Raw genomic sequence first — 13807 nt, 5'->3', positions numbered from 1 at the left:
ACCCGCGGCCGCCGATCCGACCCCCTCCAGGCCTCCCGGGCTGCGCGAGCGCAAGAAGGCCGAGACCCGCGCAGCCATCACCGGCACCGCGTTCGACCTGTTCACCGAACGCGGATACGACAACGTCGGCGTCCGTGAGATCGCCGAAGCCGCCGGCACCTCGGTCGGGACCCTCTTCAGCTACTTCCCCGAGGGCAAAGCCAGCCTGCTCTTCGCCGGAGACCGGGCCGGCCACATCGCCGCCCTCGTCGACGCCGTCGAGCACCGCCCACCCGGACACACCATCCCCCGGGCCCTCGCCGAACACATCGCCCTGCGCGGCCCGTTCACACAGCACCCCGACCCCGGACAGCGCCGCACGGTCGCCCTCATCGACGCCACCCCGGAACTGAGCGAGCACGCCCGGCGCACCTGGGCCGCAGCCGAAGACCCCCTGACCACCGCCATCACCCAGCAGACCGGACTGCCCCACGACGACCCCACGGCCCGCCTCCTGGCCCACTACATCCTCCAGGCACCCGACCTCGCCCGCACCAGTCCCGACCCCCGCCACGCCCTCGAAGCCATCACCCGCCTGCTGGAACGCGGATGGCCCGCCTGCCTCACCGACGCACGCCTGACCTGAGTGGGCTCTGGCAAGATTTTCGTAGGTGTAGATCATCTGGGTGCCGTGGTCGGCCGGTCCGCGTAACGGGCAGTCTTTGGGTGTGCTCTGTTGAACTGCCGTAACGGTTGCAGCCAGGTCGGCGACGGTGCCGAGGAGCGACTGGAGGCGGGTGACCTCACCGGTCCTCTCGCCGACGTCGAGCTGGGCCAGGACCAACCCGGTGGTGTGCTCCAGCGCGGCGAGTAGGTGGATCCTCCGCCCCTGGGCCTTCGTCGCACCGCGCAGGGACTTGCCGTCCACGGACAGTCCGCGCAGCTCGGTGTTCTCGGGCTGGTGGTCGGCACGCCATCCGCCAACCGCCCGGTCGAGGGCATCACCGTCGATGCGGGCGAGCAGTCGGCGGACGGTCGCCTCCGAGGGCACCAGCCTCCGGGGCAGTACCGGATCGGGGCGCATGCCGAGTCGCTCCAGCACGTGCGGCGGCGCGTCCGCGATCCACTCGCCGACCGCCAGCAGCGAGGTCGCGCCGGTCAGCACCGCGCACGCGGTCAGCGTGAGTACGACGGCCAGAGCGTGGCGTACGCCGCGCGGATCGCGCGGATCCGGCACCTGAGCCAGCCGCTCCAGTAGGCCGGGCACCTCCCCGTGCCCGACGTCGGAGTGCTCGCGGAGCCGGTCAAGGTCAGGCAAGATCAGGGGTGATGCGTCGGCAGGCACGGCCTTCCAGACAGGTCACAGGGCGTAGAGGCCTCCATGATCACGCGAACCAACCTTCCCTGCATTCGCCCCCGGTCACAGCAACGGCGCTGCTTCGCCTGACACCCAGGTCTGCCAGACACGGCGGGTGTTCGGTATGTCAGGGCGGTCAAGGAGCCAGAGCACATACCCGGCGTGGCACCGGGCCCACGGACTGTCCGAAGCGGCTGCCCGATCGAGCCTGCCCCGTAGGTCAGCGCTGTCGACAGCCCGGGCCACCCGCACGTATTCGCGATCCTTGCAGCGATACGCACGGTGGACGACGAGCTCGACCAGGTCGGTGAGCTTCGCTTTGATCGCCTCCTCCTGGGGAGCACGGGCCACCTTACGGATCAGGGTCTCCTTCGTACCCCACGCCTTCGCATGCTGCGTCCACTCCAGCGGGTACCTCGCCTCCCACTCCAGGAAGAGCAACGTGTAGGGCATCCCCGGCCACGTCGCCAGATCACCGCCCACAGGGCCATTCCACACCCCGTCAGGCAGCGAATGCCTCTGGGCTTGCCAATGCCTCTGGAGTGCTTGTCGAAAGGCCGGCTCCCGGTACTGCTCGTCCGCTCCCAAGGGCCGCGTCAGCAGCCGCATCTCGTTGGACCGGTCGAGCGCGTCCATGACCTTCCTCTGGGCCTCGGCCAGATGGACGAGCGCTGCGCCTCGCACAGCCGGATCCTCCGCGATGAGACCGAGCGCCCAACCCAGTCGCTCAGACCATGCACAAGCGTCATTCGCATCTGTACCTGCCTCTTCAGCCACGCACGGGATCATCTCCTAGCGCAGCCGACTCGCTCCACCCGACGGTGCGGGGAAAACGCAAGGGCTTCCGGGCGCAACGGACGTGAACAGAAACCGCCTACTCTCCCCCTCTTTATCTCAAGTGATTACAGAACGGACGCCCGCCGACTACGCCGAAGCCCTGGTTCCGGAGTTGATGAGTAGCGTCCCGTACGCAATGGCGTTCGTCGTGGATACACAGGCGTCGGAAAATGTCAGGCGGGGGCGGCCGAAACCGAATTCGTCGGCGAGGATGTCCGGTAGGCGACCCGTGGCATTGTTCACGTCAGCTGATTTTGGTGTCTGCAGGCTGTTTGAAGGGTCGTCGTTGATGCCGAGCAATACCGCTGTTCCCGCGGCGTCGTGGCCCGCCATCGACAGCGCGTCCACCACGCATCGACGCAGTACATTATCTTGTGAGGGGGTCGGAAAGCAGGGGTATTCAGCAGCATACTTCGCATGATATGGGGCTGGATTGAAGCGGCCCACCTTGGCGAAGGTCGACCGCCCGGCGAACACGCGGAATTCCAACGCCTCGGCACCGAATCCGAATGCCGTGAAAACGCCGTATCCCGTTATGATGGCCTCACGCAAAACGAAATCTCCAGATTTCGATACTGTGGCTGCTCCCGCCCAGACGATGGTGATGTGCGGTGCGACCTTCTGATGTTCCGTCTCGGGACGTCCCTGAAATGGGAAGGCGTTTGCCTGTTAGGGCACGACGGAACTCTCTTGCGGATACGGCCGACCAGGGAAGAAGATCGTCCACATCTGGTGCGGGTCTGAAGAGGCCCTCGCGCTTACCGAGTTCGGTCAGTTGCCGGATCGGGTCCCGGTGCAATCCCTCAGCTGGTTGCGAAGAGACTCCCTGTCAGTCCGTGAGGTGTTGCCGTCTCTTGAGTGGCCGTTTCTGTTCGTCTGCTCGGACGCCGGCCTGGGTCTGCTGCTGTTGCCGAAGCTTCTCCTCCCATCTGGCTGTTTCTCATTCACTAGTACGGCGGGACGGATAGAGTTGTTCCATGAGCAATGACCATTCCATATCTCGTGTGGCCCTGAAGAAAACGACCCCCGATGTGTCCGCAGCGATGGGTTCCCTGCACGCCACTGCCGTGTCGGCAGCCCAGGACGCCAAGGTCGAAGCGGAAATCCTTGAATTGATCAGGATCCGTGCCTCGCAGCTCAACGGTTGTGCTTTCTGCCTGGACATGCACACGAAGGACGCGCGTGCCGCGGGTGAGACCGAGCAGCGTATCTACGCCCTCAACGCCTGGCGGGAGACCCCCTTCTTCTCCGAACGCGAGCGTGCGGCACTGGCGTTGACCGAGGCCGTGACCCTGGTGCACGGCGGGCACGTACCGGACACGGTCTATGCCGAGGCCGCGGAGGTCTTCGATGAGGCGCAGATCGCGGCGCTGATCTGGGCGGCGACGGTCATCAACGCGTACAACCGGATCGCCATCGCGACGCGGATGGCGCCGGGTGGTTATCAGCCGGTCAAGAAGTAGCGTGCTGGATGCGGGCATCGGTTACAGCGACCGATGCCCGCCTTTTTTGTCGCTCTCCGTGGTGCGCTATTTCTCTGGCAGTGGCTTCATGATTTCCTCCAGCCATGTCCGCCATTCCGGAGCGCGCTCCGCCGGTGCTGCGCGGAGCAGCCCGCCCATCCATGCGGTCACCGGTCGGATGCCGTGCAGCGCGTTCACCAGCCACACCTCGTGGCCGTCCAGTTCGGTCACGGTCCGCTCGCGGTGGGCGACACGGATGCCGGTGCGCAGGGCCCGTTCCTGGAGGAGAGCGAGGGTCACTCCGGGCAGGACGGGCAGCATGGGGGAGGGCAGGCACAGGGTGTCGTCCTCCCACCACAGCACGCTCGCGGTGGCCGCCTCCAGGACGACACCGGTGGGCGTGACGAGCACTGCTTCCTCGGCTCCCTCCTGTGAGGCGCGCCCGCGGACTTCGGCGAGAGTGTCGAGATCAGGTCCCTTGCGGCGGGGAACGATCCGGGGGTCGGACTGACCTGTGGCCCAGACCCGCACACTGGTGCCGAGCGGTGGTGCCTGCCGCATCAGGAGCCGCAGCTCCATGGAGTCGCCGGCGAGTTCCACCCGCGGGAACCACTCGCCGGTGCGTGGCAGCGCGTCGGTCATGTCCCGCCAGAACTTGAGCAGTTGGTGCAGCGGCGGTCCGCCGACCTCGCTGCAGGAGCGCAGGAACCGCTCCTGGTGCAGGTCGAGGCCGCGCACCTTGCCGTCGCGCACCAGCCAGGAGTCCGCGACGAGCAGCCGCTCCCCGGATGTTTCGGCCGGGGTCAGCCCGCGGTCCGGTGACCACGCCGACAGACCCTCCGTGATGACTGGTTGAGTCACGATTACCCCTCTCCGTTCAGTATTTGTGGCCCGCGACGGCCGGTGCCCCGTGCCGCGGCCCGTACGGCGCGTGTTCCAGCCAGGATCCACACCACGGCAGTACGGGCGCGAGCGCAGCCGCCGTGCGCTGCTTGACGCGGACGATCCGGCGCCGGGGCCGCAGCTGGTCCAGTGCGGCACCGGCCGCGGCGCTGTTGAACAGCGCGGCGGCCCGCCGTACTTCGGCGAACGGCTCTACCGCGCCGGTGGCGATCGCCTCGGCTGCCGCCGCCGCGTCCGCGATCCCGCTGTTCATCCCCCGTGCCCCGAACGGCGGGAAGAGATGGGCCGCCTCGCCGACGAGCAGCACCCGCCGGTGCGGGTCGGTGAACGTGGCGGCCACCTTGCGCAGGAAACGGTAGGTCGACACCCACAGGACACGCTCGGCGTACCCGTCACCGACGACCGCCGGCAGCCACCTCCGTACGGCCTCCTCGGTCCCGAACTCCTCCTGGGCGTCGTCGTCCCGGCACTGGAGGTCGACCTGGAAGCCCCCGGTGAAGGGCACCCGCATCACACTGCGACCGCCGACGCCCGGATGCTCGTAGTGGAAGACCCGCTCCAACGGCAGTTCGGCGCCCGGGACGTCGGCCACATCGACGACCACGTGGAAGCCCTCGCTGCTGCTGCCATCCATGGTGATGCCCAGCGACTCCCGGACGGCGGAGTGGGCGCCGTCCGCGGCGTCCGTGACGCGAGTCCCACGCGAAGTCCACCCCGGCCCGTTCGCACGCGGCGCGCAGGAAGCGCTCGGTGTCCACCTGGCGCAGGCTGGTGAAGGGCGGCGGGCCGGTCGGGGGCGGGAAGGTGCGGGAGTACACCTCGCGGCCCCGGTACAGGGTCCGCCTGGTGTGCCAGGTCCGTCCGTAGGAGGTGATCTCGGAGGCGAGCCCGGGCAGCATCCCGTCGAGCAGCGCGAGGGTCTCCCGGTGCACGAACAGGGCGCGGCTGCCGGGGCGTTCGCGGTCCTTCGGGTCGGCCTCAAGCAGGACGACCGGCAGTCCGCGCGCCCGAAGCGCGAGCGCGGCCGAGAGGCCCACGGGTCCCGCGCCGACCACCGCGACCGGAGTCACGCGCGCACGCCCGCCGCCAGCATCCGGGTGATCTCCACCCGTTTCACCTTCCAGGTCGCGGTCATCGGCAGTTCCTCGAACCGCCATTGCCGGGGTTCGGCCATCGCGGGCAGGTCGGCCGTGGCCTTCCGCCAGCGCTCCGGGTCCAGCGCCCGTTCGCCGCGCACGCACACCACCGGTACGGGCTCCCGGTCCGCGCCGGGCACGATGACCACCTCACGCAGCTCCTCCAGCCGGTTCATCAGGACGTCCTCGACCTCCAGATTGCTGTGCACGGAGTCGATCTGGTCGATCTCGCGGTCGATCAGGTACAGGGCGCCCAGCCGGCTGCGGTAGCCCATGTCGCCCATCTCCCACCAGCCGTCGTGGAGTTGGCGGTCGTAGCGGTCCTGCATGCCGAGGTAGGTGAGGATCCGGCCCCGGGTGCGGGCCTCGATCCGGCCGGGTGTCCCGGGCGCCGTGGGCCGGCCGTCGGGGCCGGTGACCCGGACGCGAGTGAAGCCCGGCAGCCCGATGCCGACCCGTCGCCCGTCGGCCCGGGCCGCACTGCGCCGGGTGAACCACTGGAAGGCGACGGGGCCCGTCTCGCTCTGCCCGTAGAGCTGGAGCAGCCAGGGGGCACGACGGGTGGAGGCGTCCAGCAGCCGTCGTACCGTGCGCGGATGGATCGCGTCGAACGTCGAGCCGTACGACCGCACGCGCGACAGCGGTGCGCCGGGCGCGTCGGCCAACTCCTCCCACAGGACGAAGGTGTTGGGGTGGGTCTCGACGATGCCGGGCCGGTTGCGGACCAGCAGCGGTGCCACCGCCGCCGGGTCGGGGTCGGTGATCAGGACCAGCGGGCTGCCGAAGCGCAGCAGGACGCCGAGCAGGTGGTAGAAGCGCGAGTGCACGAACGACATGTGCAGGGCCGCCGTCTCGCCGCGCGTGGGCCAGCCCATCGCCTGCTGCGGGATCAGCCTGTTCCACATGGTGTTTGGGCAGTGCACGGCGAGCTTGGGCAGGCCGGTGGTGCCCGAACTGTGCGTGATCAGGGCGGGCTCGCGGGGGTGCAGGCGCACGGCCGCGGGACGTTCGGCACCGGTGTACTTCGTGAGGCGTTCGGCCCCGGGTGCTTCGTCCACCGACAGGACCGCCCGCACGGGAAGGTCCAACTCCTTGAGCGGGCCGTCCAGTTTGGACCGGTCGGTGATCAGCCACGGTCGGCGCAAGGCGGCCGACCAGTTCCGCGACGACCGGTCCGGCCAGCGCGGGGGAGAGCAGCGCCGGTACCGCGCCGATACGGGAGATCGCACAGGTCAGCAGCACGATGTCGACGTTGTCCGTCTTGTGGACGACCACTCGCTCCGAGGGCCGTACCCCCGCTTCCCACAGTCGGCCGGACAAGTCCTCGACGGCGTCGGCGAGAGCCGCGTAGGTGAGGTCGACGCCGAGCGCGGGATGGGTGTCCAGCGGCCGGTCCAGGGTGACATGGACGGCTCCGTGCCGCTCTGCCGCCAGCCGGAAGAGCGGGCCCAGGTAGAAGCCCCGGTCGGTGAGGGGGAGGTGCTGCTCTCGCATCTGGCCGTTCCTTTCTGTCGTGATCACCAGGCGCCCTTGCGGACCAGGTGGCGGCGGAGTTTGCCGGTGGCGGTGCGGGGGAGGGACGGGACGAGGCTCACGCTCCGGGGCACCTTGAAGGCGGCCAGCCGCTCGCGGGCCAGCCGCAGCAGGTCGTCCTGGAGGCCCTCCGGGGCCCGGGTGACGGGGACGACGAAGGCGCGCAGCCTGCTGGCCCCGGTCCCGTCGGTGACGGCCGCGACCGCGACCTCCTTCACCGCCGGGTGGGTCCGCAGGACGGCCTCCACCTCCAGCGGGGAGACGGTGATGCCGCCGACCATCTCCATGTCGTCGGCGCGGCCCAGATGCCGGAAGACGCCGTCCGGCTCGCGGACCGCCCGGTCGTGGGTGGCCAACCAGCCGCCGACCAGGGTGCGTTCGCTCTCCTCGGGCCGGTTCAGATAGCCCGCGGTCACCGTCGGGCCGCGCACCCACAGCTCGCCCTCGGTGCCGTCCGGCACCAGGCGGCCCGCGCGGTCGCGCAGCTCCACCTCGAAGCCGGGCACCGGTCGGCCGACGGTGCCGGGGTGGTTGTGCCCGAAGCTGTTGGCGCAGAACGCGTGGCCGGCCTCGGTGGAACCGATCTGTTCCAGCACCGGAGCGCCGAGCAACTCGCCCATCCGTTTGCCGAGTTCCTCCGGCAGCCCCTCGCCGGCCGACACCGCGGCACGCACCGAGGCGAAGCAGGTCTCGTGCCCGCTGCCCCGGTCGGCCACCAGCGCGGCGTACGCGGAGGGCACGGAGTAGAGCAGGGTCACCCGGTGCCGGGCCACCAACTCGTCGACGGCCGCCGGGGTGGGGCGCCGGTCCACCAGGACGGCGGAGGAGCCGGAGAAGAGCGGGAAGACGAAGGCGTTGCCGAAGCCGTAGGCGAAGTACAGCTTGGACACCGACAGGGTGACGTCGTCCTCGGTGATCCGCAGCAGCCGTCGCCCGATGAGGTCGTGGTAGGCCTTGGGGTCGCTGTGCGTGTGTACGGCGCCCTTGGGACGACCGGTGGTGCCGGAGGTGTACTGGACGTACAGCGGCGCCTGCCCGTCGACCGGATGGGCCAGGGTCGGTCCGGCGCCGGCGGTGAGGGCGAGCAGTTGGTCGGCGCCGAGGCGGGGCCGGTCGGGGAAACGTTCCTCCAAGCCCGGTCCCGTCACACACAGCACGGCCTCGGTGTCCGCGGCCATGAACGCGTGGTCGGCCGCCGGGAGTTCGGGATTGACCAGTACCGCGACGGCCCCGAGCCGGGCGGTCGCGAGGAACGCCGTCACCCAGGCGATGCCGTCGGGCAGCGCCAGCACCACCCGGTCACCGGGCCGTACCCCGTGACCGGCGAGCACGGTGGCGGCGCGGGCCGCGAGCGCGTGCACCTCGCCGTGGGTCCAGGTCCGGTGACCCTGGTGGAAGGCGGCCCGCCCGGACCACCCGCGCCGCTCGGCCAGTCCGGCGAGCTGGGCGGCGAGATTGCCCGGGGCCTCGGCGTCGGCCGGCGTGAGCACCGTCTGCGGAGTTGTCATCGCACAGGCTCCTCGGTGGCGGTGTGCTCGCCGCGGACGCGGTCCGCGTGGAGGGCGGCACGGACTGCCGCACGCTCTCCCTGCTCGCGTATCCGGTCCCCGGTGTACTGGTGGAGAGCCCGCATCGGGGCGGCGGTCTTCAGCAGCATCTCGTCGTACTCGCCGACCGGATCGGAGTCGAGCACGATCGCGCCCCCGGCTCCCAACTGCATCTGCCCGTCCGCGAGGACGGCCGTACGGATGACGATGTTGAGATCCGCGCCCCCGCTGCACCCCAGATAGCCGAGAGCGCCGGAGTAGACCCCGCGGGCCTCGGTCTCCAGTCGGTCGATGATCTCCAGTGTGCGCAGCTTGGGCGCGCCGGTCATCGAGCCGCCGGGGAAACAGGCCCGCACGCAGTCGACCGCGTCCGTGCCCTCCCGTAGTCGGCCCGCGACGGTGGAGACCAGTTGATGCATGGTCGCGTACGTCTCGGTCGCCATGAGCCGGGTCACGCGCACCGACCCGGTCCGGCAGACCTGGCCCAGGTCGTTGCGGAGCAGATCGACGATCATCAGGTTCTCGGCCCGCGTCTTGGCGTCCGCAGCGAGTCCCTCCCGCAGGCGGGCATCCTCTTCCGGATCACCTCCGCGTGGTGCGGTGCCCTTGATGGGGCGCGCCTCGGCGATCCCGTCCCGGGTGATCCGCAGGAACCGCTCGGGGGAGGAGCCGGCCACGTCGACGTCGCCCAGCCGCAGGAATGCCGCGTACGGGGCCGGGTTGGTCCGGCGCAGCACCCGGTAGAAGGCGAAGGAGTCCGGCGGTGCGGGTAAACGGGCCGTGTTCGTCAGACAGATCTCGTAGCTGGTGCCCGCCCGCAACTCCCGCTGACAGGATTCGATGTCCGCGAGATAAGTCTTCCGGTCCCGCACCAGCCACGGTTCGGCGGCGCCGAGGTCGGGCTCGACCGGGGTGGGCGGTGGCGGGCGTTCGGCCTCGGTGGTGACGAAGCTCAGCTGGGCCAGCGCGCTCTCCAGCCAGTCGGCGGCCTCCCAGGTGGCCTGCGGGGTGTCCTCGGCGAGACAGACCGCGTAGGTGAACCCCTTCAGATGGTCCACCGCGATCAGCCGGTCCGCGAACAGCCAGCAGGCGTCCGGCATTTCGGACGAGTGCCGGTTCGGTGAACCGCAGTCGGCCTTCGTCTCGTAGCCGAAGTAGCCGACGTACCCTCCGGTGAAGTCGAAGGGCAGGCCTCCGGCATCCACCTGGCGCATCGTCAACTGCCGTCTCAGATAGTCGAAGACGCTCGCCGTGACCTTGCGCGTCGGCCTTCCCGACCGCTCGATCTCGCAGGTGCCGGCCTCGACGTCGTAGCGCACGAACTCCGCGAGTGGACCGCTGTCGTCGCCGAAGAACGAGAAGCGCGAAAGGCCCTCCTCGACCAGGGCGCTGTCCAGCCAGAACGCCCGCCGCGATGCCCCGTACATGCGGGTGAAGGCGGCCTCCGTGTCGACCGCGCCGGCGATGCGCCGGGTGTGCAGCCGGTAGGCGGGACGAACCGCTTGCCGGGGGCGGGGTATCGCGGCGACGGCCGGGGTGACGGCGGTGTTCTTGGTACGGGGTCTGCCGGCCCGTTCCGCCGTGAGATTGCGGAAGTTGACGAGCATGCGGTGGCCGTACTCGGTCAACACGGACTCCGGGTGGAACTGCACGCCCCACAGCGGCCGATGCCGGTGCCGCAGCGCCATCAGGACACCGTCCTCGGCCCAGGCGGTGGCCTCCAGGGTGTCCGGCAGCGGCTCGGGTACGGCCAGTGAGTGGTAGCGGACGGCGGTGAAGTCCTGCGGCAGCCCGCGGAACAGGTCGCGTCCGTCGTGCCGGACCGTGGACAGATGCCCGTGCCGGGGCTCTGGCGCGGCCGTCACCCGGGCACCCTCGCCGAGCGCGATGCCCTGGTGGCCCAGGCAGACGCCGAGCACCGGGATCGGGGATTCGGCGAGCACGGCGGAGGCGATACCGAAGTCGCGCGGTTCGGCCGGATGCCCAGGTCCCGGCGACACCACGACATTGTCGAATTCGGTGAGATCCGGAATCCCGCCCGGGGCGTCATTGCGGATCACAACCGGTTCCTCGCCGTTGACCTCGGCGATCAGCTGGAACAGGTTGTAGGTGTACGAGTCGTAATTGTCGATGAGCAGGGTCTTCACCCGCCCACCTCCCTTGCTTCGCTCCGGACCTATGCGGTCCGTCTTTTGTGTCGTCCGCGGAATGCCTGGAGCGGCGGGTACAGCCATTTCTTCAGGAAACGCTGGAGCCGCGGCATGAGAATCCAGGTGACGAGAGCCGTCACACACAGGCACAACAGAAACGTGCGGACGAGCGGATTGAGGCCGCCAAGATAAGGAAGAATGATCAGATTGAACAGGAGCACCGGCGGAAAAACCGCGCTCATGTTCACGAACCACAGTTTCCATTTCGCCGGCGGAGTGGGGGTCTTCGGAGTGGCCGTCTGTGAGTCGAACCACACCTTAGAGCCCCGCACGCTCCGGCGCCCGGTCTGCCGGGCGAAGTCCGCGGCCTGTACGTCCCACTGGGCCCGTGCGGTGGAGTCCTCCCAGGCCCGGACGGTTCCCTCGCTGGCGAAGCGATAGACGACATGCCACTCCGCCTCTCCGTCGACGAGTACGCCGCCTCCCAGGAAGCCTGGTTGCTGGGCACTCGCGTTCAACATCGCCCACGCCCACGGTTGGAAGTCGGGCCCGCGGCCCGGCACCACTTGAAAGGCCATGGTGACGGTGACGTGATTACTGGTCACGTGGACAGGTACGCAGAGTCTTCACAGCACGTTCAAATCTTCAACGAAGTTTTTTCGGTGGACCGGTGATTGTCCGTATCGTGACCCTTTATCAGTCTTTTGCCCGCCTTCGCGCACTCTGTCGAACCGTACTCGCGGTAACTTTCGCCGAATTCCCGGAAGCGCTTGCAGGCCGGTCTTCAATGGCTGCACGATCGCTCTCCCGACCGAAGGAGAATCATGTCCAGGTACGACTGGGATATGCGGCACGAGGGAATCGACAGGGCTCGTTCGGTGATCGAATCGGCGCGCAAAGAAGTGACCGCGCACCCGATTTACCAGCGCATCGAAAGCCGCGAGAACATGGCGACGTTCATGGCCCACCACGTCTTCGCCGTATGGGACTTCATGTCCTTGCTGAAGTCCCTGCAACGCGAACTGACCTGTGTCGACGTCCCCTGGGTGCCCCGCGGCTCGGAGGTCAGCCGACGGCTCATCAACGACATCGTGCTGGTCGAGGAGAGCGACGAACTGAACGGTGGTTTCACGAGTCACTTCGAGCTGTACCGCGCCGGCATGACCGAGGCCGGGGCCGACACGACCCGGATCGACGCATTCCTTGTGCTGCTGACCGAGGGGCACGGTGTGCCGGCGGCGCTGCGGGGGGCCCAAGTCCCAGGCCCCGCCTCCGAGTTCGTCCGCACCACCTTCGACATCATCGAGGACCGTCCGCTGCACTGCCGCGCCGCCGCCTTCGCGTTCTCCCGCGAGGACCTGATCCCGGACATGTTCGACCAGGTGATCAAGAAGGAGGGAACGGAACGCTTCCCGCTGTTCTGCGACTACCTCGCCCGCCACATCGAGGTCGACGGCGAGGAACACACCCCCATGGCCATGCAGATGGTTGCCGACCTGTGCGGTACGGACGACCGGCGCTGGGAGGAGGCGGTGGAGACGGCGACGCGGGCACTGGAGGCACGGTCACGTCTGTGGGACGGCATTCTGGGGGCCATGGAGTGAGGGGGAGATCGGGAGTCGGGGCAGGTCCGGGCCGTGAGTGGCCGGGCTGCGAGGCGGGAGGTCCATCGCATGGGGGCGTCTCCCTCAACCTTGACGAGGCCGCCACCGGAAACCTTCCGCGGCCAAGCGGAGCGCGTGGCCGCCGCGCTCGCCGAGGCCGATTTCCGGTGTCTCGTCACGCCTGCCCCAGCTTGGCGCGATTATCTTGACGAGTGGTGATAGATGAGCCTGCAACTAGGGTTCGTCTTCAAAGATCACCGGTTGGTAGATCATGGTGGGGTGATACGCGGTCATGAACTCACCGATCAGGAGCGGGAGTTACTCGCTCCGCTCAAACCGCGGGCGGCGACGGGCCGGCCGCGTGTGGATGACGGGCAGGTCGTCAGCGGGATGGTCTGCGAGATCCGGACCGGGTCGACCCGGCAGACCGGAAGCATTGGCGAGCCGACCTCACCAGCCTCCGCACAGTCCTAGCCCCGCCTCCATCGTCCATCCCGCTGTTCCATGTCGAGCAATGACAGGACGTCACCCGCCACAAGACCTGAGCCAGAACCCGTTCAGCAGCGGCGTTTGTCGATGAGTTTCGGCAGCGGTCGGTCATCAGCTCGGATCCGGAGGGGCCTGAGCTTCGGGCAGGTCTTCGAGGGCACTGTGGTGAAGGTTCCCAGGCCCGGTGTGATCGGGATCTTCGTGGACATCGGCCTGAGTGTCACAGGCTTTGTCGACGTCCTGCTATTGCCGGACGAGAGCGAGGACTGGCCGACGGAAGGCACGGTTGCCGATGTCGAGATCTGGTGGGCTGACAGCCGGAAACAGATCCGGCTGAAGCCGTCCGATTGTCGGTATCTGCGGAACGACTTCACAGACTTCGTTGAGCGCCGACGTCCCAGTTGGCCATCCGACATCGGCCGGCCTGTGCGTGACCCAGAGTCTGTGACGCTCGACGGGTTCCGGCCCGTGTTTCGCTCCGGTGGGCCGTCGGCCATCTCTCCCTGAGGCTGGAGAGGCGGCCGACGGGTGGCCGGCAGTCGTGCGGGAACCAGGTGGCCGCGGCTTCGGTGCGGGCTCGTGTGCCTGCGAGGCGGTAGGGGTCGGCCGGTCACGATGACGGTGCCGTTGAAGGTGAGGCGGTCGATGATTGCCGCGCAGAGGAGGTTGCCGTTTCCCGTGGCTGCGGTCGGTGTCCTCGCGGCCGCATGGTGCTCGGATCCGCCCTCGCCGGAGTGGTGCCTGCCGGGTCGCCCGCTCTGGTCACCCGGGAGTGAGGAACGGCGCGGCCGGACACCGTAGGGATTTCC

The 13807-nt window shown here is 68.8% G+C and carries 11 protein-coding genes and 3 pseudogenes; 5 read left to right on the top strand and 9 right to left on the bottom strand.

The genetic code is table 11. The features are described 5' to 3' along the window. Together JHN63_RS28735 and JHN63_RS53075 are read left to right on the top strand one after the other, a co-directional pair. On the top strand, nt 1–625 hold a 625-nt coding region (locus JHN63_RS28735), incomplete at its 5' end, for a TetR/AcrR family transcriptional regulator (protein ID WP_200686015.1). Nucleotides 626–715: 90 nt separating this feature from the next. Continuing rightward, nucleotides 716–853 (top strand): hypothetical protein, encoded by a 138-nt coding sequence (locus tag JHN63_RS53075; RefSeq protein WP_234477855.1) that lies wholly within the window; start codon nt 716–718, stop codon nt 851–853. Nucleotides 854–1012: 159 nt separating this feature from the next. Here JHN63_RS53075 and JHN63_RS53070 read toward each other — a convergent pair. From JHN63_RS53070 to JHN63_RS28720, 3 genes and pseudogenes are all read right to left on the bottom strand, one after another. Further along, nucleotides 1013–1216, bottom strand: a pseudogene (locus JHN63_RS53070) (transposase family protein); the annotation flags it as partial. A gap of 183 nt (nt 1217–1399) precedes the next feature. Beyond that, the gene (locus JHN63_RS28725; RefSeq protein ID WP_234477854.1) at nt 1400–1972 is read right to left on the bottom strand and encodes a hypothetical protein; all 573 of its coding nucleotides are present in this window, start codon (nt 1970–1972) and stop codon (nt 1400–1402) included. Nucleotides 1973–2260: 288 nt separating this feature from the next. After that, complete coding sequence (locus JHN63_RS28720) at nt 2261–2725, bottom strand: hypothetical protein (RefSeq protein WP_200686012.1); 465 nt, start codon at nt 2723–2725, stop codon at nt 2261–2263. Between the two features lie 425 nt (nt 2726–3150). Between JHN63_RS28720 and JHN63_RS28715 the strand changes: the two genes are divergently transcribed. Then, nucleotides 3151–3636: a carboxymuconolactone decarboxylase family protein gene (locus JHN63_RS28715; protein WP_200686010.1), complete on the top strand. Its 486-nt coding sequence runs from the start codon at nt 3151–3153 to the stop codon at nt 3634–3636. 66 nt (nt 3637–3702) lie between these two features. On the opposite strand, the gene JHN63_RS28710 is transcribed toward JHN63_RS28715, so the two are convergent. The 6 genes and pseudogenes from JHN63_RS28710 to JHN63_RS28685 all read right to left on the bottom strand — a co-directional run bounded on the left by JHN63_RS28710 (nt 3703) and on the right by JHN63_RS28685 (nt 11510). Then, nucleotides 3703–4497, bottom strand: coding sequence for an aminotransferase class IV (locus JHN63_RS28710; RefSeq protein ID WP_200686008.1), 795 nt, complete (start codon nt 4495–4497; stop codon nt 3703–3705). A 16-nt stretch (nt 4498–4513) separates the two neighbouring features. Then, a pseudogene (locus tag JHN63_RS28705) lies at nt 4514–5609 on the bottom strand (FAD-dependent monooxygenase). Further along, nucleotides 5606–7169, bottom strand: a pseudogene (locus JHN63_RS28700) (class I adenylate-forming enzyme family protein). Before JHN63_RS28700 ends, JHN63_RS28705 begins: the two co-directional pseudogenes overlap by 4 nt. A gap of 23 nt (nt 7170–7192) precedes the next feature. Beyond that, on the bottom strand, nt 7193–8716 hold the full coding sequence (locus JHN63_RS28695; protein WP_200686006.1) for a benzoate-CoA ligase family protein: 1524 nt from the start codon (nt 8714–8716) through the stop codon (nt 7193–7195). Next, the gene (gene pabB, locus JHN63_RS28690; protein ID WP_200686004.1) at nt 8713–10902 is read right to left on the bottom strand and encodes an aminodeoxychorismate synthase component I; all 2190 of its coding nucleotides are present in this window, start codon (nt 10900–10902) and stop codon (nt 8713–8715) included. Before pabB ends, JHN63_RS28695 begins: the two co-directional genes overlap by 4 nt. A gap of 29 nt (nt 10903–10931) precedes the next feature. Further along, a complete protein-coding gene (locus JHN63_RS28685) occupies nt 10932–11510 on the bottom strand; it encodes an antibiotic biosynthesis monooxygenase (protein WP_200686002.1) in 579 nt (192 codons plus the stop codon). A 219-nt stretch (nt 11511–11729) separates the two neighbouring features. Here JHN63_RS28685 and JHN63_RS28680 point away from each other — a divergent pair, with 219 nt between their 5' ends. Further along, nucleotides 11730–12509: a DUF3050 domain-containing protein gene (locus JHN63_RS28680; RefSeq protein ID WP_200686000.1), complete on the top strand. Its 780-nt coding sequence runs from the start codon at nt 11730–11732 to the stop codon at nt 12507–12509. Nucleotides 12510–13085: 576 nt separating this feature from the next. Then, nucleotides 13086–13505, top strand: coding sequence for a S1 RNA-binding domain-containing protein (locus JHN63_RS28675; RefSeq protein WP_200685998.1), 420 nt, complete (start codon nt 13086–13088; stop codon nt 13503–13505). Nucleotides 13506–13807: the final 302 nt, after the last annotated feature.

It is taken from the genome of Streptomyces sp. MBT65 (assembly GCF_016612545.1).
Classification (GTDB): domain Bacteria; phylum Actinomycetota; class Actinomycetes; order Streptomycetales; family Streptomycetaceae; genus Streptomyces.
This window is presented reverse-complemented; position numbering and strand designations above follow the sequence as displayed.